Raw genomic sequence first — 22,946 nt, 5'->3', positions numbered from 1 at the left:
CGAACATCTGGGAACGTTCACACACAGCGTCGGCGGTGCGAGCCCAACATAACCGCACAGCAACAACCATTGACAAGTGTCCGGGATGTTTCTCTACTGTGAACGCTCACAGAAGCATGGCAGGTCCTCGCGACGGGCGAGGACCCTGGTCAGGGGAGAGATCCATGCCCAACACGAAGCGCCGGCGGCTCTTTGTCAGAAGTGCAGCCACCACCGTGGCCGTCGCCCTCGGCGCGACCGCCCTCGCCGCCTGCGGCTCGTCCGACGACGACAGCCAGACCGAATCGGGGCCGGTCTCGCTGACGTACTGGACCTGGACGCCCGGCATGGACAAGGTCGTCGACCTGTGGAACAAGGGCCAGGGCAAGAAGGACCAGATCACCGTCACGGTGAAGAAGCAGGCGTCCGGCGACACCCTGGTCACCAAGATCCTCACCGCGCACAAGGCGGGCAAGGCGCCCGACCTGGTGCAGGCCGAGTACCAGGCGCTGCCGACGCTGGTCAGCAATGACGCGCTCGCGGACATATCCGGTGAAGTCGGCGATGCGAAGGGCAAGTTCGCCGAGGGTGTCTGGCAGCAGACCACGCTGGGCACGGACGCGGTCTACGCGGTCCCGCAGGACATCGGGCCGATGATGTTCTACTACCGCGAGGACCTGTTCAAGGAGTACGGCCTGAAGGTCCCCACCACCTGGGACGAGTTCGCCGAGACGGCCCGCGCGCTGAAGAATAAGTCCCCGGACACCGACCTCACCACCTTCTCCGCCAACGACTCCGGCCTCTTCGCGGGCCTCGCCCAGCAGGCGGGCGCCAAGTGGTGGACCACCGAGGGCGAGAAGTGGAAAGTCGGCATCGATGACGCGGCGACCCAGAAGGTCGCCAAGTTCTGGGGTGACCTCGTCAAGGAGGGCGCCATCGACAACCAGCCGATGTACACACCGGCCTGGAACAAGGCGCTGAACACCGGCAAGCAGATCGCCTGGGTCTCCGCGGTGTGGGCGCCCGGCACGCTGACCACGGCCGCTCCCGACACCAAGGGCAAGTGGGCCATGGCCCCGCTCCCCCAGTGGTCCGCGAGCGAGAACGTCACCGGCAGTTGGGGCGGCTCCTCCACCGGCGTCACCACGGACTCCCAGCACAAGGAGGCCGCCGCGAAGTTCGCCGCCTGGCTGAACACCGACGGCGAAGCCCTCAACGCCCTGGCGAAGGAGGGCGGCATCTACCCCGCCTCCACATCCGCCCAGCTCAGCGGCGCCTTCCAGACCCCGCCGGACTACTTCTCCAACCAGGCGGACTTCTACACCCAGGCCGCCAAGATCGCCGAGACCACCGCGCCGTCCGCGTGGGGCCCGAACGTCAACGTCGCCTACACGACCTTCAAGGACGCGTTCGGCGCCGCCGCCAAGAACAAGTCGGACTTCGCCGCCGCCCTGAAGACGATGCAGGACGACACGGTCGCCGACATGAAGAAGCAGGGCTTCGGAGTCTCCGAGTGACCAGCGCACGCCGGACGTCGTACGGGGTCAAGGGGGCCCCGTACGCCTTCCTCCTTCCCGCAGTCGTCCTGTTCCTCCTGTTCTTCGCGCTGCCCATCGGCTACGCGCTCTGGCTCAGCTTCCGCAAGGTGAAGGTCTCGGGCCTCGGCCTGGGCTCCGGCGCCCGTACGGAGGTCTGGGCCGGCCTGGAGAACTACACCGACGCCCTCACCGACAGCGAACTCGTGGACGGCGCGCTGCGCGTGCTGGGCTACGGCTGCATCGTCGTCCCGGTGATGCTGGGCCTCGCCCTGCTGTTCGCGCTGATGCTGGACTCCGACAAGGTGCGGCTCGCCCCGTTCACCCGGCTCGCGATCTTCCTGCCGTACGCCATTCCCGGCGTGGTGGCGGCGCTGCTGTGGGGCTTCCTCTATCTGCCGGACGTCAGCCCCTTCTACTTCGTGCTCGACAGGCTGGGGCTGCCGCAGCCGGATCTGCTGGACGGCGGTCCGCTGTATCTCGCCCTGTCGAACATCGCGGTGTGGGGCGGCACCGGCTTCAACATGATCGTCATCTACACGTCGTTGCAGGCCATCCCGGTCGAGGTGTACGAGGCGGCGAAGCTGGACGGCGCCACGCCGCTGCAGACCGCGCTGAGGATCAAGATCCCGATGGTGGCGCCCTCGCTGGTGCTCACCTTCTTCTTCTCGATCATCGCGACGCTCCAGGTGTTCAACGAGCCGACCACCCTCAAGCCCCTCACCAACTCCGTGTCCACGACCTGGAGTCCGCTGATGAAGGTGTACCAGGACGCCTTCGGCAAGGGCGACATCTACGCGGCCGCCGCCCAGGCGACCTTGATCGCGCTCGCCACGCTCGTCCTGTCCTTCGGCTTCCTGCGGGCCGCGAACCGTCGTACCAAGCAGGAGGCAGCACGATGAGTTCTCTTGCCGTCCGCAAGGCCTCGCCGGCCGCGGGCACCACACCCGGCACCGCCCAGGGACCGCCGCTGCGCCGCCGTATCGCGCTCGTGCCGACGATCACGCTGCTGATCGGCGCGATCTACTGTCTGCTGCCCGTCGCGTGGGTGGTGATCGCGGCCACCAAGTCCGGCAGCGAGCTGTTCTCCACGTTCACGTTCCTGCCGGGCAGCGGCTTCGCCGAGAACCTCAAGGACCTCAACGCCTACCGGGACGGCGTCTACTGGAAGTGGATGGGCAACTCCGCCCTGTACGCCGGTGTCGGCGCCCTGCTGTCGACGGTGGTGTCGGCGTTCAGCGGCTACGCGCTGGCGATCTACCGCTTCCGCGGCCGGGAGACGGTCTTCAACGTGCTGCTCGCGGGCGTGCTGATGCCGCCGGTGATCCTCGCCATCCCGCAGTACCTGCTGCTGGCGAAGGCCGACCTCACGGACTCGTACCTGTCCGTGCTGCTGCCGCTGATCCTGTCGCCGTACGGCGTCTATCTGGCCCGGATCTACGCCACCGCCGCCGTGCCGGCCGATGTGGTCGAGGCCGGGCGGATGGACGGGGCGGGCGAGTGGCGGATCTTCACCCGGGTCGCGCTGCCGATGATGGTGCCGGGGCTGGTGACGGTGTTCCTGTTCCAGTTCGTGGCCGTGTGGAACAACTTCCTGCTGCCGTTCATCATGCTCAGCGACGACGAGAAGTTCCCGATCACGCTCGGTCTGTACACGCTCCTGGAGCAGGGCGCGAACACTCCGGCGCTGTACACCCTGGTGATCACCGGCGCACTCCTCGCGGTGATCCCGCTGGTCGCTCTCTTCCTGGTCATCCAGCGGTTCTGGAGCCTCGATCTCCTCTCCGGAGCCGTAAAGTCATGACCATGAGCAACGGGGGCCGGCGCAAACCGCCGACGATCCATGACGTGGCGCGCGAGGCAGGGGTCTCCCGGGGCACCGTCTCGCGTGTGCTCAACGGCGGGCACTACGTCAGCCCCACCGCCCAGGAGGCGGTCAACGCCGCGATCCGCAAGACGGGTTACGTCGTCAACCGGCACGCCCGTTCGCTGATCACGGGGCGTTCGGACTCGATCGGCTTTCTGCTGACGGAGCCGCAGGAGAAGCTCTTCGAGGACCCCAACTTCAATGTCCTGCTGCGGTGTTGCACGCAGGCGCTGGCCTCCCACGACATCCCGCTGCTGCTGATGCTGGCCGGCACGGAGGACGAGCGGCGCCGGATCACGCGGTACATCACGGCCGGTCACGTCGACGGCGTGCTGGTGGTGTCCAGTCACTCCGCCGACCCGGTCGCCGAGGAGCTGCGCCAGGCGGGGGTCCCCCTCGTGCAGTGCGGAAAGCCCATGGGGCGCGGCTCCAAGGTGAGCTATGTGGCCGCCGACGACCGGGACGGCGCCCGGGACATGGTGCGCCATCTGCTGTCACTGGGCCGCCGCCGTATCGGTGTCGTGACCGGTCCGCTGGACAGCCCGGGCGGTGTCGATCGTCTCGCCGGGTACAAGGAGGTGCTCGCCGAGGCGGGCGTCGAGATCGACGAGCGCCTCATCGTCTCCGGCGACTACAGCCGGGCCAGCGGCGAGGCCGGTGCCGAACGGCTGCTGGCGCAGGCCCCGGACATGGACGCCGTGTTCGTGGCCTCCGACCTGATGGCGCAGGGCGCTCTGACGGCACTGCGCCGGGCGGGCCGCCGGGTCCCCGAGGACGTGTCCGTGGGCGGATTCGACGACTCCACCGCCGCGACGGAGTCCACCCCCGCCCTCACCACGATCCGCCAGCCCTACGACCGCATCAGCAACGAGATGGTGCGGGTGCTGCTCGCCCAGATCGGGGGCGAGGACCCGGCGGCGGTGATCCTGCCGACGGAGCTGGTGAAGCGGGAGTCGACGTAACGGCGGAACAGAGCAACCGGTCAGGATCCGAGAAGCCACCCCCGCTCCCCCGTCCTAGCGTGAAATCAGCGCCGCAACCCTCGGCGCGATCCCGGCGCGAGTCGTCGGGTCACGCTTCACGAAGGAGTCCGCCATGACCGCCGGTGTCAACACGATCATCTACCCCGTCAAGGACATCACCCGGGCGAAAGCCCTGTTCAGCGCCCTGCTGGAGGTGGAGCCGTACGCCGACGAGCCCTACTACGTAGGTTTCAAGACCGCCGGCCAGGACGTCGGTCTCGACCCGAACGGGCACGCCAAGGGCATGACCGGACCGGTGCCCTACTGGACCGTGACCGACATCCGCTCCCGCCTCGCGGCCCTGCTGGACGCCGGTGCGGAGCTGCTCCAGGACGTCAAGGACGTCGGCGGCGGGCGGCTCATCGCCTTCGTGAAGGACGCCGACGGGAACCTGGTCGGGCTCCTTCAGGATCCTGCCTGAGCCGTGTTCGAGTGCCGTTCAAGTGTTGATGCATGTGCATTAACATTGGGTGTATGGCAGTCGACACGGCCGAGGCCCGGCTCGAGGAACGCTGGCGGGACATCCTGTCGGTGCACGCGCGCACGATGTGCGAGATCGACCGAGTGCTGCACCCGCACGGGCTGGGGGCGAGCGATTTCGAGGTCCTCGATATCCTCGCCTCCGCCTCGCCCGAGGAGGGCGACCAGTGCCGGGTGCAGAACCTCGTCGGCCGGGTCCATCTCAGCCAGAGCGCACTGTCCCGGCTCATCGGCCGACTGGAGAAGGACGGCCTGGTGGAGCGCTCGGTCTGCAAGGAGGACCGGCGCGGCGTCTGGGTCGCCCTGACCGGCAAGGGCCGCGACCTGCACGCGCAGGTGCTGCCGCTGCAGCGGGCGGTGCTGGGCCGGATGCTGGACGGCTGAGGCACGGGCCGGTGCGTGAGGCGTTCCGCACGTACGTGGGGATGTCGCCGATGGCGTGCGTCCGCGAGGTGCGACTGCAGCGCGGCCATGGTCAGCTGCGTGCCCGCCCCGCTCAGCCGCGCGGGCGGGCCAGCAGGGTGCGGACTCCCTCCGAGGTGAGCGTCAGCGGATGCCGGGAGGCCCCGTCGATGGTGAGGGCCAGGTCGTCGGTGGGCCACTGTGCGGCGAGGGCACCCAGCGGTACCAGCCGGTAGCGGGAGACGAACGGCAGCAGCCCGGCCAGCTCCGGTTCCGAGGTGAACACGGGCACGGTCGGTTCGCCTCCCGGATGCTCGATGACCGGCAGCGCCACGGCGCCGGGATCGGTGGCGTCCTCGTCGCTGACGTCGTCAGGCACGGGCACGAGCACCTCGCTGCTCGCGAGCGCGTCCAGCGCCGCCGTGTCCTCGGTGTTCTGGGCCAGCACGTCCAGCGCGTGCTGGGCCGCGGTGGCGGTGGTGCGGGGTGTCTCCATGGCAGATTCCCTGGTAGCGGCGGTCGTACGGCCTGTTCGAAACAGATGCGGGCCCTGCTCGCGTACCCCATCCGGAGCAGCGCATTCATCCAGAGTCACGGGATGAGCGGGATGTGGTCAGAGGGCAGGCCGAGGCGGTCGCAGCCGACGCGCCGGTACAGCGGCTCGGCCATGCTCGGGCCCACATGTGTCCAGTACGTGGCCGCGTCCCGGAAGTAGCGCTGCATCCGCTCGCCGTCGCGGGCGTACCGGGAGCCGGCCGTGCGGAAGAGGGTGCCCTGGAGCACGTCCCAGACCATGCGCCCGGCGTTCAGGAACATCAGCGCGAGCCGGTTGTCCTCGGCGGGCGTGAAAGGGGCCTCGCCGGTGGCGTTGCGATGGCAGGTCTCCATCCAGTCCTCGGCGGTGCGCCGCAGCGCGGCCTCGGCCGTGTGGACGACGCCGAGCGCCTCGCCCAAGTGCCGCTGGTAGTCGTGGAGTTCGGACCGGGTGCGGTCGGGTTCCAGGACGAGGGGGCGGGCGGCGAGGATCCGGGCGTACTCGTCGGCGGCGGCGTACGCGGTGCCGACCATGATGGCGGCCAGCTCACCGTGGAAGAAGCTCGGCGCGCGCCCGGCGTACATGGGGTTGCCATGCAGACGTGATCCTGTGCTGCCGCCCTCCACCGGCAGGTCGAGGAGGCTCGCCTCGATCGTGCAGTACGCGGGGATGCGGGCCTGTTCCATGTGGATGCTGTTGGATCCGCTGCCGCGCAGGCCGAGCACGCCGTACCAGTCGTCCAGGACCGTCCACACTGAGCGCGGGGCGACGAACAGCACCGGCGGTCCCGGCGGGTCGCCGGGCTTCTCGGGGGCGCGCAGGGTCTGGCCGACGTAGTGCGTGGAGTAGGGCGCGCCGGAGGAGTACGGCCAGGTGCCGTCGAGGACGATCCGGCCGTCGCCGTCGGGCTGTGCGACGCCGATGGGCATGACCGTGGACGCCGCCCGGAAGTCGCCGTCGGCGCCGAAGATCTCGTCCTGCGCCCGCTCCTCGAAGACCGAGGCGACCTGGAGGACGTGTGCGGCGGTGAGGGACAGGGCCCAGCCGGTGGAGGGGCAGCCGCGGGCGATCTCGGTGACCACGCGGTAGAACACGGGCAGGGGGAACTCGTAGCCGCCGTACCGCCGCGGCTGGAGGATCCGGTAGAAGCCGGCCCGCAGGAAGTCGTCGTGGGTGTCCTTGGGGTAGTGCGTCAACCGTTCGGTCTCCGGCTGGCGTTCGAGCAGCGCGGGCCGGAGCGCTGCGGCCCGTTCGATGATGTCGCGTTCGGTCAGTCCGGGTTCGGGAGCGGCGATCACGGTGCCTCCTGAGGTGTGGGGCCCTGTCCGTTCGTGACGCGATATGAGCGATTGAACACGGCAAGTGCTTCCGGGGTACCGACCGGATACCGCCAACTCGGTGCACGGGGGGAATCCGGGGTGGTGCGGGGGCACTTGGGCCTGGGGCGTGCCTCGTGCCGAGTACGTCAGGGCCGCGCCTGCGTCCAGAGGTACAGGTGCCAGTCCTGGTCGTTGGCGAGAGGGTCGGCGGTGTGCGCGGCCCTGCCGTCGACGGTGGAGGGCATGACGAAGGCGCAGGTGGCGGAGCCGTCCTCGCGGTAGTTGGCCATGTTGGCGCGGAGGATCGCCTCGGCGAGCCGGTCGGCGTGGCCGGTGCGCAGATCGGTCGGCAGGCGCAGGAGGGTGGTCGCGGTCAGGGTGCTCCAGTAGTGGGGGAAGACGTCCCCCCAGAGGCGGTCGGCGCCGAACCAGAAGCCGTCCCAGTGCCGGATCGCCACCCCGTGCAGCCGGGCGTGGGGCTGCGGGCCGCCGAAGGCCAGCAGCCAGGGCAGCCGTTCGGCGACGGCGTCGTGGAAGACGGGGTCACCGGTGACGGTGTGGGCGTCGGTGAGAAGGTCGACGAGGGGCGCCACGATGGACTGCTCGTAGTCGACCTCGTGGGCGGGCAGTTGTCTGCCCAGGCGTACGAACTGCCGGGCACTGTCGACCAGTTGGTCCCGCAGGCTGTCCGCGCGGTCGGTCTGTCCGGTGGCGTCCAGGCTGTCGCACACGTCAAGGACCGCCGGGGACAGGCCGATGGACAGGTGCAGGGCGCCGCCGAGGGCGTAGCCGCGTTCGAGGATGCGGGCGGCGCGGTCGAGATCGCCCGCCCGGCCGTGGGCGCGGTGCCGGTCGTGGAAGAAGCGGGCCAGCCACGGCATGTCGTACAACCGGACACCGGTGTGGTGGTCCTGGGAACCGCGTCGGGGGGCGTCGCTGTCGTCGAGCAGATAGCGGCAGGCGAACCGGGACCAGCCGTCCAGCAGGGGGTCGATCTCCTCCGGGTCGGCCCAGCCCCGGGCAGCGGCGGCCTGGAGCAGCAGCGGCATGGCGATCCGCTCGGAGCCGTCCGTCCAGTCCGACCAGCCGTTGGTCGACTGGGTCAGGCCGGTGCGGGTGTCGACGGGGACGAAGGCGTGGGCGAGCAGTCCGGGGCGTTCCCTGGCCTGCTGGTACCGCGTGATGTACGCGACCCGGCGCCGTACCATCTCGTCCAGCGGCAGATGGAACAGCACCTCGGTACGGGCGCCGTCACCGATGTCCAGCGTGTAGCTGCCGTGCCGGGCGGCCCGGACCCGGAAGCGGCCCTCGGCGTCCGGTTCCACCCTCACGGCCGAGTCCGTGGCGGTCACCGTGGAGGCCTCGACGACGATCGGTTCCCCGAGCTCGGCGGCGTAGGCGGAGAACACGGCCGGCGGGCGGGTCGCGGCGGTGAACTCCTCGACCGAGGCGTACCAGCCCAGTTCCCACTCCACCGTGAGCGACTCCCCCGCTGCCAGGCGCAGTGCGGGCTGGCCGCCGAACGCCTGCGGATTGCGGGCCCGGTCGGTGACCAACAGGACCAGGTGACCGCGGACATGGGAACTCGACTTCAGGTTGCGCGACTCCACCGAGTACGCCCGCACCGCCCCTTCGCGGACGATCAGCCCCAGACTGCGGCCCTCCCCCGACATCGGCTGCGCCAGCGCCCACGCCCAGGTCCCGCCGGTGAACAGGTGGGCGTGGACTGCCTCGTTGAGGGAGGACTCGGCGTTGCTGTACAGGTCGGCGAAAGGGGTCTGGATGCCGAGCCCGGTGATGGTGAGCGGTTCGGCCGCGCTGTTGACGACCATGTACCGCTCGCACAGCACCTCCCCGCGCACCGAGCGCCGTATCTCCACGCGGACGCCGTCCAGCAGCGGGTGCACCGCTTCGATCTCCCCGCCCGCAGCGCGCAGTTGGGCGGGCGTGTGCCAGCGGGCTCCGCCCCGGTCGGTGACGAGATGGCCCGAACCCCACTGGTGCTCCACCGAGTGCCAAGGGGTCACATCGGTGTCGAGCAGGAATCGGCGGGCCGGATCCCGTTCATCCGTGAACTGCACGGGGGCGCCCGTCAAGGGGTCGAGCGTGGCGTGGCCGGGGCCGAAGGTGAGCGCTTCCGGGACCTTGAGACCAGCGGGCAGCAAGGAGTGGACCTTTCGTCAGTGATGTTGGGCAGAGTGGCCGCCGGTAGCCGGGGCGCCGCTAGTAGCCGAGTGCGGCGTTCCAGTCCCCGCGGCCCCGGCGGGTCAGGTCGAGAAGGTGCCACACCGGGCTGTACAGGTCGATGCCTCGCTCGTCGATGTCCTCGGACATCCGGGGGTGCACGGAGTAGAAGTGGCGCACCGACCCGTCGTCGTCGCGGGTGAACACCGACACCGTCGAGTCCTGGTAGCCCTCGGTGTCCTCGCTGCCTAGGTCGTACTTGAACGTGCTGGCCCCAGCGCTGAGCAGGCGCAGATTCGTCCACTTCCGGTTCCGGGCGTGCGCGCGGAGCGCGGGCAGGTCGGCGGCGACGACGATCGCGAGGTCGACGTTCTGCGCGATGTGGCGGGCCACGCCGTTGAACCCGTCGCACCACATCGTGCACATGGGGCACGGTTCGGTCTGCTTCTTGCCGTACATGAGGTGGTAGACGATCAGGTCACGTCCGGGCCGGGTGAACAGTTCCCCCAGGCGCACGGTCTGCACCGGTGTGTCACCGGCCTCCAGATCAGCCGGGCCCTCCTCGAACACGTAGTCGTCGACGACGGGCCCCAGCGGCAGGCGGCGCCGCAGGTCGGCGACGCGTTCACGGTGCCGCATCAGCTCGATCTCGGCCTGCTGCAGCTCCTCCCGGGCGCTGACGTATTCGGCCGACTCACCGGTGAGATTGGTCTGACGCATCGCTGCCTCCGCCCAGGTGTGCTGTCTGACGGCCTCGATCGGCTCCGCCTCACCACGGTATGTCTGCGGGCCGGGATCGTCAGGGCGAGATGACAGGATCGTCGTCGCGACCACTCCCTCTCATTCTGGATTATCAAATACAGAATCTGGTAGCGTCGCTCTCATGGGTAGGCCACGATCCTTTGACGAGACCGCGGTGCTCGACGCCGCGGCGGCGGAGTTCCGGGTGCATGGCTTCGCCGACACCTCGACCGAGCAGCTCTGCGAGGCGGCGGGGGTGCGGCGCAGCAGCCTGTACAACGCCTTCACATCGAAGGACGAACTGTTCGTGCGGGCACTGGAGCGGTACGTGACGGTGTTCCATGAGCGCCGGGCGCGGGTGCTCGCCGATGACCAGCGCAGCGGGGCCGAGCGGCTTCGCATGCTGATGGAGGACGTCGCCGAGGAAGAACGCGCAGCACGCGAGCAGGGACATGCGGCCGGATGCTTGGTCGCGCACAGCCTGATGACCCCCGACCTGCGCACGCGGGACGAGCGCGTGGCCCGCATCCTCGATCGGGACCTGCGCGAATTCCTGAGCCTCCTTGAGGGAGCGATCCGGGCCGGACACGTCGACGGCAGCATCCGAGCGGATGCCGACCCGCGCGAGGGGGCCTTGCTGGTGACGACGGTCATCGCCGGGCTGCGCGTGACCGCACAGACGGGGATCGAGTCCGCGCTGCTGCGGCAGATCGCACTCAATGGCCTGCGCTCACTCCTGAGCTGAGAACGTGCACCCCAGTGGCCCGGCATCCGCTTGCCCACATTTTGGATTTTGCAATACAAAAAGACGGCGCTCGGCACCAGACGCAGCTGAACGCGTCCAGTCGGGCCACCTATTTCAAGGGGAGACGCATGACCGTCACACTGATCACCGGGGCCAACAAGGGCATCGGTTTCGAGACAGCCAAACAACTTCTGGAGTTGGGCCACGATGTCTACATCGGCGCGCGTGATGTCGAGCGAGGCGAAAAGGCTGCGGCAGCGCTTGGCACGCGATTCGTTCAGCTCGATGTGACCGACGACGCCTCGGTGAACAGCGCGCTGGCGACGATCGGTTCGGCCGAGGGCCGGCTCGACGTTCTGGTTCACAACGCGGGCATCTTGGGGCACGGAGTCACCGACGGTCCCACGGTCCTGCGAGTTTTCGACACCAACGCGGTGGGAATCGTGCGCGTCACGGAGGCGGCACTTCCCCTGCTGCGCAAGTCCTCGAATCCAACCGTCGTCACCGTTTCGAGCAGCGCCGGGTCATTTTGGGCAGTGAACAACCCCGACCGGCCGGAGTTCCACCTGCCGCTCGCGCTCTACTCCGCGTCCAAGTCGGCAGCGACCATGCTGACGATCCAGTACGCCAAGTCCCAGCCGGGCATCAAGTTCAATGCGGTTGAGCCCGGCACCACCGCCACCGATATGACCGCGGCCTTCGGAGTCGGAAGGGCACCGGAAGAGAGCGCCAGAACCGTCGTACGTCTGGCGACTCTCGGCGCGGACGGTCCGACAGGAACGCTTCAAGACGAAACCGGGACATTGCCCTGGTAGGCGTGGGCCCGACAAGCACTCGGGCCGCCCCTTCGGCTACCGCACCCCGACCCGCCAGGCGCCCCGGCCAGGTGGGCGGGGGGCGCGGCCCCGCCCAGGACGGCCCGCCGCCGGCCAAGGCCGAGCACCTCCAACTGGCCAACCTCCTGGCAGCGCGCATCCGCACGCCTGCGGGTCGGCAGCAGTTTTTCCTTTCTGTGGACAAAGTGTGGACGCACAGAAGCCAAGTCCCTACGCTGAGCGTCGCTTTGCCACAGAAGTCTGCGTGCGTCGCCCCCGAACAACGCAGGAGGAAGAGTGAAGCCACCCCCCGAGCGCCACGAATCCCCCGGGCACACAACGCGCCCCCGCCGTCACAGAGTTCGAAGAGCCACCGGGCTGCTGCTCACCGCCCTCCTCGGCGGTGCCCTCGTCAGCCCCGCCGCGGCCGATGACGATCCCCGGCCCTTCGCCGACCTCCCGCCGCAGGAACCAGGCGTCACCCTGCGGGTGTTCGACATCCAGTCCCCGCTCAGCAAACTGTGCGATCTCAAGCCCGCGCAGACACCCAATGTCGACAAGCTGATTCCGACGGCCGACTGGACCTCCACCGACGGCTTCGGGTTCAGCGACAACTTCGTGTCGCAGATCATCGGCAATCTGAACGTGCCCGAGGCGGGCGCGTACGCCTTCCGGCTGATCAGTGACGACGGATCCCGGCTCTTCCTCGGCGACCAGCAGGTCATCGACCACGACGGGCTGCACGGCGCCGAGCCCAAGGACGGCGAGATCACGCTGAACGCGGGCTACACCTCGCTGCGCATCGACCACTTCGACGCGGGCGGCGAACAGCAGGTCACACTGCAGTGGAAGCCGCCGGGGGCAACCGAGTTCACGGTCGTGCCGAACTCCGTGCTGAGCACGGACGCCGGGGTCGTCAGGGTCACGGCTCCCGGCCGCAAGGAGTGCGAGGGGACGTACGACACCCCGGGCGACGGGCTGCCCCTGACCGAGGTCAACCCCGGCTACAAGCTGACGAATCTGCGGCCCGAGGGCTTCGAGCCCCAGGTGTCCGCGATGGACTGGCTGCCCGACGGCCGGCTCGCGATCTCCACCTGGGGCGGCAGTGAGGAGACCAAGGGCGAGGTGTACCTCCTGGACCACGTCACCGGCGACACCGGACCCGACAAGGTCACGTACAAGAAGATCGCCGACGGGCTCAAGGAGCCCATGGGCATCAAGTACGTGGGCGGGAAGCTGTATGTGTCGGAGAAGCATCAGCTGACCGAGCTGAACGACACCAACGGTGACGAGGTGACGGATGAGAAGAAGAAGATCGCCGAGTGGCCGTACGGCGGGAACTTCCATGAGTTCGCCTTCGGACTGCTCTACGACAAGGGCGACTTCTATCTGAACCTGTCCGTCTCCATCAACTACGGCGGCGCCACCACCGACCCGCAGCCCGCCCCCAACCGCGGCACCACCATCAAGGTCAACAAGGCTACGGGCAAAGTCAGTTACCTGGCCGGCGGCCTGCGCACCCCGAACGGCATCGGCCGCGGCCTCGACAACGAACTGTTCGTCACCGACAACCAGGGCGGCTGGCTGCCCGCCTCCAAGCTGGTGCACGTCAAGCAGGGCCGGTTCTTCAACCACTACATGAACCCGGACGGCCCGTACGACGACAAGCCCGTCACCAAGCCGGTGCTCTGGCTGCCGCAGAATGAGATCGCCAACTCGCCCAGCACACCGATGCGGTTGAAGAAGGGCCCCTTCGCCGGGCAGATGGTGTTCGGTGACGTCACGTACGGCGGACTGCAGCGGGCCGACCTCGAGAAAGTCGACGGCGAGTACCAGGGCGCGGTGTTCCGCCACACGCAGGGCCTCGAGTCCGGCATCACCCGGATCAGCGAAGGGCCCGACGGTGCGATCTACACCGGCGGTCTGGGCGCCGACGGCAACTGGGGGCAGGCGGGCAAGCTCCGCTTCGGCCTGCAGAAGCTGACCCCGAACGGCAAGACCGCCTTCGACATCAAGACGATGCGCGCGACCCCGACCGGCTTCGACCTCACCTACACCAAGCCCCTGTCGGAGGAAACCGCGGCCAAGCTCACCGAGGGCGCGTACTCCGTCGAGCAGTGGCGTTACGCACCGACCCCTGCGTACGGCGGCCCGAAGATCGACGAGGAGTCGCTGCCGGTCACGACGGCGAAGCTCTCCAAGGACCGCAAGAAGGTCCAGCTCACCATCCCCGGCCTCAAGACCGACCGTGTCGTGCATGTCCGCTCGCCGCGCCCGTTCTCGTCCACCGAGGGCGAGCAACTGTGGTCCACCGAGGCCTGGTACACGCTCAACGCCAAGCCCGGACCCGCGGAGCCCGTCACCACGTACGACGCCGAGTCCGGCCGCCTGTCCGGCAGCGCGGGCACCGACACCGAGCACGCCGGGTACACCGGCGGCGGCTTCGTCGACGGCTTCGGTGAACAGGGCGCCAAGGTGAGCGTGGACGTCGAGGTCGGCAAGCAGGGCGTGTACGACGTGGGGCTGCGCTACGCCAACGGTCCGCACCCTGCCCCGGGCACGAAGACGGTCAGCGTCTCCGTCAACGGCGGCGCGGCGAAGCAGACGAGCCTGCCGTCGACCGGCGAGTGGAACCGCTGGTCGACAAAGACCGAACGCCTCGAGCTCCGCAAGGGCCGCAACACGATCACGTACTCCGTGGGCGAAGGCGACACCGGCCACGTCAATCTCGACGCGGTCGACATCCGCCGCCCGGGCGCACGGATCGACCTGTTCTCCGGCGGCAGCGTCTCCACGGCCTGGCAGCACACCGACGGCCGCAGTGCCGAATGGCCGCACACCGCCGAGAAGTCCATGGAGGTGTGCTGCGGCGACCTGCGCACGAAGCAGCACTTCGGCGACTTCAAGCTGCATGTCGAGTTCCGCGTCCCCAAGCTCCCGGACGACGTCACCGGCCAGGACCGCGGCAACAGCGGTGTCTATCTCCAGGATCGGTACGAGGTACAGATCCTCGACTCGTACGGGGACACGGATCTCGCCAACAACGAGGCGGCGTCCATCTATCTGAAGAAGGCCGCCGACCTCAACGCCGCGAAGGCTCCGGAGACATGGCAGACGTACGACATCACCTTCCGTGCCGCGCGCTTCGACGGGGACGGCAAGAAGACATCGGACGCGCGGGTCACGGTGATCTGGAACGGCAAGAAGGTCCACGACGACGTGGCCATCGACGGGCCGACGGGTGGAGGTGAACCCGAGTCGGCCGCGCTCGGTGCGATCCGCCTCCAGGACCACGGCAACAAGGTCCGGTTCCGCAACGTGTGGGTGGAGCCGCTGACCTGACCGAGAAACAGAGCACACCTCGACCCTGCCGGCGGCTCATCGGGCCGCCGGCAGGGTCTTGCGTGGCGCTGAGACTTACTCTCCACGTGCCGCATCAGACACTCACTCATAGGCTTGGCGGGCCTACAGACGGCAGGCCCTGAACGCGGAAGGATGGTCGACATGACATTGCCCGCCCTCCCCGAGGAGTCCTTTCAGCGCGTGCTCTGCGTCGTCGCGCACCCGGACGACATGGAGTACGGCACATCCGCGGCCGTCGCTCGCTGGACCGCGCGCGGCATCGAGGTCGGTTACCTCCTGCTCACCCGCGGCGAGGCCGGCATGCCGAACCCTCCCGAGGAGACGGCACGCCTGCGCGTCGCCGAGCAGCAGGCCGCCTGCGCCGTCGTCGGCGTCAAGCGCCTGACCGTCCTCGAACATCCGGATGGCGTGCTCGTCTACGGCCTCGACCTGCGCCGGGACATCTGCCGGGAGATCCGCCGCTTCAAGCCCGACGTCGTACTCGGCACCGGTTACGACATTGAGACGCCCTATGGCTTCGACCAGGCCGACCACCGCGCGGCCGGGCTCGCGACGCTCGACGCGGTGCGCGACGCGGGCAACCGGTGGGTCTTCCCGGAGCAGGTCGACGACGAGGGCCTCGAACCGCACTCCGTGCGCTGGCTCATCGTCCCCGGACTCCCCGGCTCCGGCGCGACCCACGGCGTCGAGGTCACAGGTGAGCCGCTGCGGCGCGGCATCGCGTCGCTCAAGGCGCATGCCGCGTATCTGGCCGCGCTGCCGGACCATCCCGCCCCCGAGGACTTCATCCCGAAGTTCACCGCGATGAGCGGCAAGGCCATGGGCGTCGAGCACGCCGTCCTGTTCCGCGCCCACGACCTGCAGGCACCACCGGAGTTCTAGGACTGCCCCGGGGTCACCCGGAGCTCACGTTCGGCCCACGACGCGCGCTTCGGAGTTCACGCCTGGTACTCGGTGAGGTCGATGGCGTGGACGCTTAGCGGATAGCCATATACGGGGTGTGCCGTCTCGCGCTCGGGCGTCATGCCGAGCTTGCGGATCAGGTTCTCGGAGGCGTCGTCCCCCGGCCGGGTGATGCTGATGATGCGGTCGAGGCCGCGGTCCTGGAGTGCGAACTCCAGTGTGGCGTGGGCGGCTTCGGACGCGTATCCCTGGCCCCAGAACGGAGAGCCGAGCCGCCAGCAGATGGCCACATCGGGCTGTACCTCCGGCAGGAACTCGGGCACGGTCAGACCGGTGAAGCCTGCCAGTTCCCCCGAGGCCAGCAGCTCGACGGCGAAGAGTCCGAAGCCCTCCTCGTCCCATTCCTCCTCCCACCGCTCGATGGCCTCTGCTGTGTAGTCCAGGTCGCGCACCGAGCCGTCGTCGATCCAGTGCATGACCCGGGGGTCCGCGTGGATGTCCGCCATCGGCGCGAGGTCGTCGTCATGCCAGCGACGCAGGAGGAGGCGGGGTGTACGGATCTCGGTCATGGCGCCCATCCTGCCGAAGGCAAGGGCCTCAACGTTAATCCGGCGCACGCCCGGCCTGCAGCTCAGGGACCGCAAGGCATCAAGCCGCGTGCACCGCACACCGCGCCGGGAGAAGATCGGGCCGACATGGCGTTCCGCCGCCTGCCTCAGGTGCGGGCCGACGGCGAATCCGTTGGCCGGCCCCGGATGAGACGCGAGATCCGGCCCGTTTTCGGCACATCCGCGCGAGCCATTCCGACAGACGTGAACGTCACTGCCGCCGCCGTGGTGGCAGCAGTGAGCGCGACAACCAGCCAGACACCCCCGACCGGGGCGTTCGTCTGCGGCGGGGCGAATCCGGCGGGCACCGCGTACACCACGAGCCGGTCTCCTGGCTCCGCGCCGGCAGGGCACGCCTTCCCCAGCGGGACGAAGTCCGACTCCCTGAGGCTCCGTTCGAGTTCCGTACCGTCAAGCCGCTTCAGCGAGCACTCCCACCAGACTCGGGTGACCTTCCCCGTCGGCGCGTTCCTCTCATGCTGAACGACCTCCGTGACGACCGTGTCCACCGGCTTGCCCCACACGTCGAGCACGGCCTGGTCGAGAAACGTCAGCAACCCCACGGCCAACAGACACTCCGCGATCGCGGCCGCCTCGAAGTGCTTGGGTTCAAGGTGGATGAAAGACAAGGGCATCAGTGCGAACCCCGCGGCGACGAGCAACATCCCCGCAACGGCGACCACCGTCGGGTGAGGCCACCAGGTGGGCACGAGCACCACCGTGACCACGGCCAACCCGCACATCAGCACGGAAACGATGAACCCCACCAGCGCACCGACGACCCAAAGCCGCGGTCTCCTGCTCACCGACACCTCCCCCATTGCCCAAGCGTCCCGTGCGCTTTCCTTCCCCTCGTGCGAGCGGTCCCACCCACGTGCGGGCGACTATCCCGGTTGGGCCCCTGCGAGGGCTGACCGGTTTCCGGGCTTGTGAGCGTGCGGTGTGATCGGGACGGTGGCGAGCTCTACTCCGGGTCCGCCCGGTGCACGGCGGGTCGGGCCAGCTCGGTGATGAGGTGCTCGAGCGCGACGGTGGCGATGGTGCCGGTGGCGGCGACTTCGGGCACGACGTCGCAGGCGGAGCGGCGTAGTTCGAGCCATCCGAGGAAAGCCGCGTACGCGGCGACCGCCTGGCGCCGGGCCGTGGCGGTGTCCAGGCCCAGGTCGGTGTAGAGATCGGTGAGGTAGGCGATCCGCTGCTCGGTGACCCGGCGCAGGACCGGGGCGACGGCGGGGTGATCGGCGTGGGCGACGATCGCGGACTCCAGGCCGTTGATGTCTTCCTGCCCCAGCGCGAGGGTGAACAGGGCCGTCAGCCGCTGCCGTGGGTCGGTGATGTCGCCCAACGCCGCGATCAGCGCTGCGGTGTCGTCCCGCTCCCACGCCTCCAGCGCGGCCGTCAGCAGCGCGTCGCGATCCTTGAAGTGCCAGTAAAAGCTGCCCCGTGTCGCCTCCAGCTCGCCCGCGAGGGCGTTGACCGACACTGCCCCGACTCCGCCACGCGCCATCGCGCGCAGCGCCGCGGTCGACCAGTCCTGGGGGGTGAGGTTCCTCCTAGCCATGTCCGTACAGTACTGTATGGTCACTCCATACAGGGGTGTACGGTGCGATGGGGGGAGCAGTATGACGCTGACGAAACTCGCTGGTGGGACGGCCGCAGCCGGCCTGGGAGCGGTTGGGGCACTGCACGGGATCTGGACCTTCTCTCCCTGGCCCCTGGCCGACCGCGCCGAGTTCGCCCGTACGGTCGTCGGTGTCGCCGAAGCGGATCTGCCCACCCCGGAGTTGACGGCCGCAGTCGCGGCAGCGCTCGGGGCGGCGGCCTATGTGGTCGCGGCCCGGGCCGACTTGGTCCCGCAGCTGCCGCCACGTCGCTTGGTACGCCAGGGCGTGTGGGGTGTCGCAGGCGTGCTGCTGCTGCGAGGTTCGGTCGGCCTGGTGTCCTCCGCTCCGACCAGCCGACCGACCGATTTCACCCGCTGGGATCTGGCGCTGTACTCCCCGCTGTCTCTGGCGCTCGGAGGGCTGACGGCATACGTCGCTGCCTCCACCCGCGCCCCTCACCGTCGAGACCGGCGCCATGCCATCAAGAGACTCAAGGACCGCATCAATCAAGGAAGTTGACGATGACCCGGTTGATTCCCCGACTGGTGATCGGACTGACCGCGGTGCACTTCGCGGTCGCCCTGATCGCCTCCAGCACCTTCGACGACGTGGCCCGCGACGGATTCTGGAACGCCGTCCCCGGAAACCCGCAGCGCGAGTACGAGATGTGGTTCTTCCTCGCCGGGTTCGGCCTCCTCGCCCTGGGCACACTCAGCCAACGCATCGCCCGTGACACCGGCAGGCTCCCGGCCCAACTGGGCTGGTATCTACTGGCCATCGGCATACCGCTGCAGATTCTCTATCCCGTCTCCGGCGCACCCGGCCTGATCGTGCTCGGGGTGCTGGCACTGATCGCGGCCAGGCGGGACAGCGCAGGAGACAGCCGTCGGACACCCCTGTCGCCAACTACCGACCATGAGCAGTCCGGTGATGCCGGACGTGCGGTCTCTTGAGCGCGACCTCATCGACTACTCCAGCAGCCGTTGCCTGATCAGTTCCATCACTTCCGCTCGGCTGTACTTGCCGTTGTCGGCGGCGTGGAGGTGGTTGCCGATGCGCAGCGAGACGGCGATCAGGCAGCGGGCCTCGACCTCGCGCTCGTCGGGGCAGAAGGAGGAGAACAGGGAACGCAGGTAGTCCATACGGCGGTTGTCGACGCGGCGCAGCCGCTCGGCGACGGCCGCGTCGCGGCGGGCCCACTCGCGGATCGCGATGTCGGCTGTGATGCCGCGCACCGGCCCGTCGGCAGCGGCAACGATGGCGAACAGCCGCTCCAGTCTGGCCCTGGCATCTCCTCCACCGCTGTCAACCTGTTCGATCACGCTCTCGGTGACCTCGTACTCCCAGGTGTCGAGCATTTCGCTGAGCAGCGCGGCCCGGTTGCGGAAGTATCCGTAGAAGCCGCCCTTGCTGACGCCGAGTTCCTGCGCCAGTGCCTCGATCCGGACAGCTTCCGGGCCGCCCGCGTCGAGGGCCCGCAAGCCTTCCTCGATCCACTTGCCGCGTGGCGTGCGGGTGGCGCCCATCGTGCGTGTCTCCTCACGTCCCGGCCAAGTATACGGTGGCGTATAGATCGCCCTACACTCGATATATACGCCACCGTATAGACCGTAGACAGGGGCCTGCGCATGCGACTTCCCCGAACCGCCCACACCGACCGTCCCTGGCGGATCCACGAGATCGCCGGCGACTTCACCGTCGAGGACGTGTGGGCACTGCCCACCCCCGGCGGTCCCGACGACCTGGAGTGGCTGGTGCGCCAGTTCTCCGAAGGAATCAGGGGCGGGGTGAAGGGAGAGGGACTCGTCTCCCGCGTGCTCTTCGCCGTCCGCTGGAAGCTCGGTGCACTGTTCGGCTGGGACAAGCCCGCGACCGGCATCGGCACCCGTCTGCCTTCCCTGCGCGACCGGTTGCCCGCGGACCTTCGCGAAGGTCCTCAGGGTCCCGACCTCGGCTCGTCCCCGTTCACCTCCCTCTATCAGAGGGACGACGAGTGGGCCGCCGAGATGGGCAACAAGACCGTTCACGGGGTGCTGCACATCGGCTGGGTTCCGGACGGGGCCGGCGGCTACCGCGGCCAGATGGCCGTCCTGGCGAAGCCGAACGGGCCGCTCGGCACCCTCTACATGGCCGCCATCAAGCCCTTCCGGTACATCGGCGTGTACCCAGCGCTGATCCGCTCCATCGGCCGCGAATGGCAGGCGAACGCCGCCACACGGAGCGCGCGCTGACAGAGGCGTCGGATGGATGAGCCTCTGAACCACCTCCTCTTCGAGCAGGCATGGGGGTTGGACGCATAGCCCGGCCCTGAACTATGTTGTCCCGCCACATGTGCCCCTGACCTGCATGTTCCTACGGTGTCCGACACGTACCCGTCCCCACCGCACACGAGGAAGTGGCGCACATGGCCTCCGCAGCATCCGCTCCACCACCACCCGCCAACCTCCGTCGCATCGTCGCCGCCAGCCTCATCGGCACCACCATCGAGTGGTACGACTTCTTCCTCTACGGCTCCGCCGCCGCTCTGGTCTTCAACAAGCTGTTCTTCCCGGACTCCGACCCGCTCGTCGGCACACTGCTGTCGTTCCTGACGTACGCGGTCGGATTCGCCGCGCGTCCGCTGGGCGCGCTCGTCTTCGGGCACTACGGCGACCGGCTGGGGCGCAAGAAGCTGCTGGTGCTGAGCTTGTTGTTGATGGGTGGGGCGACCTTCGCGATCGGGCTTCTGCCCACGCACGCGACCATCGGCACCGCCGCTCCGGTGCTGTTGACCGTGCTGCGCCTGGTCCAGGGCTTCGCACTCGGTGGCGAGTGGGGCGGGGCCGTGCTGCTGGTGTCCGAGCACGGTGACGCACGGCGTCGCGGTTTCTGGGCCTCGTGGCCGCAGACGGGGGCGCCCGCGGGGCAGCTGCTGGCCACCGGTGTGCTGTCCTTCCTGACGGCGGTGCTGTCGGACAGCGCGTTCGGCAGCTGGGGGTGGCGGATCCCGTTCCTGCTCTCCGGTGTGCTGGTGATCGTCGGTTTGTGGATTCGTCTGTCTGTCGATGAATCGCCGGTCTTCAAGCAGGCGCTGGCGCAGGCGGAGGCCCGCAAGGCGACCCCGGACGCGGCGGCCGAGAAGCTGCCGCTCGTCTCCGTGCTGCGGCACCACTGGCGCGATGTGCTGGTGGCGATGGGCGCGCGCATGGCGGAGAACATCAGCTACTACGTCATCACCGCGTTCATCCTCGTCTACGCCACCACCTCGGCCGGCGTCTCCAAGCAGACCGCGCTGAACGCTGTGCTCATCGCCTCCGCCGTGCACTTCGCCGTGATTCCGCTGTGGGGCGCGCTCTCGGACCGGATCGGCCGCCGGCCCGTGTATCTGCTGGGCGCGGCCGGAGTCGGGCTGTGGATGTTCCCGTTCTTCTCGCTCATCGACACCGGCGGCTTCGGCAACCTGATCCTCGCCGTGACGGTCGGCCTGGTGCTGCACGGGGCGATGTACGCGCCCCAGGCCGCCTTCTTCTCCGAGATGTTCGCGACCCGGATGCGCTACTCGGGCGCCTCCATCGGCGCCCAGTTCGCCTCGGTCGCGGCGGGCGCGCCGGCGCCGCTGATCGCCACCGCGCTGCTGTCCGACTACGGCAGCTCCACACCGATCTCCCTGTACGTCATCGGCGCGGCCGTCGTGACGATCGTCGCCGTCGGCGTGGCCAAGGAGACCCGCCATCGGGACCTGTCGGATGTCGAGCCGTCCGATGACGTGGAGCCCCCGGCGGCGCATCCGGCGGACGCGCGTACCGCCTGATCGGCTGCCGGTGCGGTGAGACCAACGGCCCCGTGCGCCCGTGCGTGCGGGGCCGTCACTTCGGTGCCGCTGCCGACAACCGGTGCAGCCGCAGGGCGAGTTGGATCTCCAGAGCACGAGCCGGGCTCTGCCAGTCGTCGCCGAGAAGGCGGCCGACGCGCTCCAGGCGCTGGGCCACCGTGTTCACATGGACGTGGAGATGGTCCTTGGTGCGCGCCGGGCTCATGCCGCAGGCGAAGTAGGCGTCGAGGGTGCGCAGCAGGTCGGTGCCGCGGCGTTCGTCGTAGGCGACGACCTGGCCGATGGTGCGGTCGACGAAGCCGGCGACGTCCCGGTCCCCGGCGAGGAGGAGTCCGAGGAATCCGAAGTCCTCCGCGGCGGAGCCGTCGCCATGGCGGCCGAGCAGCCGCAGCGTGTCGAGGCAGCGGCGGCCTTCCTCGTACGCGGCGGCCACCGCGTCCGGGTGGGCGGCGAGATTCGCCGCGGGGGCGGAGGCGCCGACGGTGACCGCCTCGTGGACGGCCGTGCCGAGGTGTACGGCGGTGCGGCGGGCGAGTTCGGTGGCGGTGTCCCCCTGGTCGAGGGGCAGCAGCAGGACCGTGCCGCCGTCGCGGGCGGCGGCCAGTCCGTGCCGGGTGGCGGCCAGGTGGGAGGCGGCGGCCCACAGGCGCCGGCGGGCCGCTGCTTCCTGGTCGGCGTCGGCGGCGACGCCGTCGAGGCGAGCGGCGAGGATCACATGGGTGGCGTCGAGGTCGGCATGGAGTCTCGCCGCGCGCTCGCGCAGCAGGCGGGGGTCGCGGTCGCGGGCGTCCAGGAGGTCGTCGAGGAGTTCGCCGCGGACGCGCTGCTCGGCCTCGGCGGCGGAGCGCCGGGCGAGCAGCAGCAGGGAGGTCACCGTCGCGGCGCGCTCCAGGGTGCGCTGGTCGACGGGGTCGAGCCCGGGATGGCCGCGCAGCACGAGCGCACCGAGCAGTTCGCCCCCGGCGGCCACGGCGGCGATCCAGTCGTCGGCGTGCCGCACGGCGTGTCCTTCGGCCCGGGATGTCTCCAGGGC

General features: G+C 69.2%; 23 protein-coding genes. 14 read left to right on the top strand and 9 right to left on the bottom strand.

Annotated features, from left to right (window positions below; all coding sequences use genetic code 11):
* Positions 1-164: 164 nt before the first annotated feature.
* The 6 genes from AB0I98_RS40365 (at position 165) to AB0I98_RS40340 (ending at position 5,267) form a co-directional block, all read left to right on the top strand.
* Entirely contained in the window at positions 165-1,496 is a 1,332-nt protein-coding gene (locus tag AB0I98_RS40365; RefSeq protein ID WP_362950603.1) for an extracellular solute-binding protein, read from the top strand.
* Entirely contained in the window at positions 1,493-2,416 is a 924-nt protein-coding gene (locus AB0I98_RS40360) for a sugar ABC transporter permease (protein ID WP_362950601.1), read from the top strand. The genes AB0I98_RS40365 and AB0I98_RS40360 overlap by 4 nt, the downstream gene beginning before the upstream one ends.
* The gene (locus AB0I98_RS40355; RefSeq protein ID WP_362950599.1) at positions 2,413-3,318 is read left to right on the top strand and encodes a carbohydrate ABC transporter permease; all 906 of its coding nucleotides are present in this window, start codon (positions 2,413-2,415) and stop codon (positions 3,316-3,318) included. Before AB0I98_RS40360 ends, AB0I98_RS40355 begins: the two co-directional genes overlap by 4 nt.
* A complete protein-coding gene (locus AB0I98_RS40350) occupies positions 3,315-4,343 on the top strand; it encodes a LacI family DNA-binding transcriptional regulator (RefSeq protein WP_362950598.1) in 1,029 nt (342 codons plus the stop codon). Before AB0I98_RS40355 ends, AB0I98_RS40350 begins: the two co-directional genes overlap by 4 nt.
* Before the next feature lie 133 nt (positions 4,344-4,476).
* Positions 4,477-4,824: a VOC family protein gene (locus tag AB0I98_RS40345; protein WP_362950596.1), complete on the top strand. Its 348-nt coding sequence runs from the start codon at positions 4,477-4,479 to the stop codon at positions 4,822-4,824.
* 53 nt (positions 4,825-4,877) lie between these two features.
* Positions 4,878-5,267, top strand: a complete 390-nt coding sequence (locus AB0I98_RS40340) for a MarR family transcriptional regulator (protein ID WP_362950593.1) — start codon at positions 4,878-4,880, stop codon at positions 5,265-5,267.
* Positions 5,268-5,379: 112 nt separating this feature from the next.
* Here the strand turns inward: AB0I98_RS40340 and AB0I98_RS40335 are convergent, their stop codons facing one another.
* The 4 genes from AB0I98_RS40335 to AB0I98_RS40320 form a co-directional block, all read right to left on the bottom strand.
* Positions 5,380-5,781, bottom strand: coding sequence for an SseB family protein (locus AB0I98_RS40335; RefSeq protein ID WP_362950591.1), 402 nt, complete (start codon positions 5,779-5,781; stop codon positions 5,380-5,382).
* A 95-nt stretch (positions 5,782-5,876) separates the two neighbouring features.
* The gene (locus AB0I98_RS40330; RefSeq protein WP_362950590.1) at positions 5,877-7,118 is read right to left on the bottom strand and encodes an acyl-CoA dehydrogenase; all 1,242 of its coding nucleotides are present in this window, start codon (positions 7,116-7,118) and stop codon (positions 5,877-5,879) included.
* Positions 7,119-7,285: 167 nt separating this feature from the next.
* The gene (locus AB0I98_RS40325) at positions 7,286-9,304 is read right to left on the bottom strand and encodes a hypothetical protein (protein ID WP_362950588.1); all 2,019 of its coding nucleotides are present in this window, start codon (positions 9,302-9,304) and stop codon (positions 7,286-7,288) included.
* Positions 9,305-9,362: 58 nt separating this feature from the next.
* Complete coding sequence (locus AB0I98_RS40320) at positions 9,363-10,043, bottom strand: DUF899 family protein (protein WP_362950587.1); 681 nt, start codon at positions 10,041-10,043, stop codon at positions 9,363-9,365.
* 196 nt (positions 10,044-10,239) lie between these two features.
* Between AB0I98_RS40320 and AB0I98_RS40315 the strand changes: the two genes are divergently transcribed.
* The 4 genes from AB0I98_RS40315 (at position 10,240) to AB0I98_RS40300 (ending at position 15,869) form a co-directional block, all read left to right on the top strand.
* On the top strand, positions 10,240-10,809 hold the full coding sequence (locus tag AB0I98_RS40315) for a TetR/AcrR family transcriptional regulator (protein WP_362950585.1): 570 nt from the start codon (positions 10,240-10,242) through the stop codon (positions 10,807-10,809).
* A gap of 128 nt (positions 10,810-10,937) precedes the next feature.
* Positions 10,938-11,624, top strand: coding sequence for an SDR family NAD(P)-dependent oxidoreductase (locus AB0I98_RS40310; RefSeq protein ID WP_362950583.1), 687 nt, complete (start codon positions 10,938-10,940; stop codon positions 11,622-11,624).
* A 378-nt stretch (positions 11,625-12,002) separates the two neighbouring features.
* Positions 12,003-14,966 (top strand): family 16 glycoside hydrolase, encoded by a 2,964-nt coding sequence (locus AB0I98_RS40305; protein WP_362950659.1) that lies wholly within the window; start codon positions 12,003-12,005, stop codon positions 14,964-14,966.
* Positions 14,967-15,128: 162 nt separating this feature from the next.
* A complete protein-coding gene (locus AB0I98_RS40300) occupies positions 15,129-15,869 on the top strand; it encodes a PIG-L deacetylase family protein (protein WP_362950581.1) in 741 nt (246 codons plus the stop codon).
* Between the two features lie 56 nt (positions 15,870-15,925).
* On the opposite strand, the gene AB0I98_RS40295 is transcribed toward AB0I98_RS40300, so the two are convergent.
* The 3 genes from AB0I98_RS40295 to AB0I98_RS40285 all read right to left on the bottom strand — a co-directional run bounded on the left by AB0I98_RS40295 (position 15,926) and on the right by AB0I98_RS40285 (position 18,059).
* The gene (locus AB0I98_RS40295; protein WP_362950579.1) at positions 15,926-16,459 is read right to left on the bottom strand and encodes a GNAT family N-acetyltransferase; all 534 of its coding nucleotides are present in this window, start codon (positions 16,457-16,459) and stop codon (positions 15,926-15,928) included.
* Between the two features lie 146 nt (positions 16,460-16,605).
* Positions 16,606-17,319 carry a hypothetical protein gene (locus tag AB0I98_RS40290; protein ID WP_362950577.1) on the bottom strand — a complete coding sequence of 238 codons (714 nt, stop codon included), beginning with the start codon at positions 17,317-17,319 and terminating at the stop codon, positions 16,606-16,608.
* 143 nt (positions 17,320-17,462) lie between these two features.
* Positions 17,463-18,059, bottom strand: a complete 597-nt coding sequence (locus AB0I98_RS40285; RefSeq protein ID WP_362950575.1) for a TetR family transcriptional regulator — start codon at positions 18,057-18,059, stop codon at positions 17,463-17,465.
* A 61-nt stretch (positions 18,060-18,120) separates the two neighbouring features.
* On the opposite strand from AB0I98_RS40285, the gene AB0I98_RS40280 reads away from it, so the two are divergent.
* On the top strand, positions 18,121-18,621 hold the full coding sequence (locus AB0I98_RS40280) for a DUF3995 domain-containing protein (RefSeq protein ID WP_362950573.1): 501 nt from the start codon (positions 18,121-18,123) through the stop codon (positions 18,619-18,621).
* A 2-nt stretch (positions 18,622-18,623) separates the two neighbouring features.
* Positions 18,624-19,055, top strand: coding sequence for a DUF6463 family protein (locus AB0I98_RS40275; RefSeq protein ID WP_362950571.1), 432 nt, complete (start codon positions 18,624-18,626; stop codon positions 19,053-19,055).
* 15 nt (positions 19,056-19,070) lie between these two features.
* Here AB0I98_RS40275 and AB0I98_RS40270 read toward each other — a convergent pair whose 3' ends face one another.
* On the bottom strand, positions 19,071-19,628 hold the full coding sequence (locus tag AB0I98_RS40270; RefSeq protein ID WP_362950569.1) for a helix-turn-helix domain-containing protein: 558 nt from the start codon (positions 19,626-19,628) through the stop codon (positions 19,071-19,073).
* 102 nt (positions 19,629-19,730) lie between these two features.
* On the opposite strand from AB0I98_RS40270, the gene AB0I98_RS40265 reads away from it, so the two are divergent.
* Both AB0I98_RS40265 and AB0I98_RS40260 read left to right on the top strand, forming a co-directional pair.
* Positions 19,731-20,333, top strand: a complete 603-nt coding sequence (locus tag AB0I98_RS40265; RefSeq protein ID WP_362950568.1) for a DUF2867 domain-containing protein — start codon at positions 19,731-19,733, stop codon at positions 20,331-20,333.
* Between the two features lie 173 nt (positions 20,334-20,506).
* Positions 20,507-21,892 (top strand): MFS transporter, encoded by a 1,386-nt coding sequence (locus AB0I98_RS40260; protein ID WP_362950566.1) that lies wholly within the window; start codon positions 20,507-20,509, stop codon positions 21,890-21,892.
* A 55-nt stretch (positions 21,893-21,947) separates the two neighbouring features.
* Here the strand turns inward: AB0I98_RS40260 and AB0I98_RS40255 are convergent.
* Positions 21,948-22,946, bottom strand: a 999-nt coding sequence (locus AB0I98_RS40255) for a helix-turn-helix domain-containing protein (RefSeq protein WP_362950565.1), incomplete at its 5' end; no start/stop codon positions are given.

Origin of the sequence: Streptomyces sp. NPDC050211, assembly GCF_040656035.1 — a bacterium.
GTDB lineage: Bacteria > Actinomycetota > Actinomycetes > Streptomycetales > Streptomycetaceae > Streptomyces.
The sequence above is the reverse complement of the archived record's forward strand: the minus strand, read 5'-3'. Positions and strand labels throughout refer to the sequence as shown.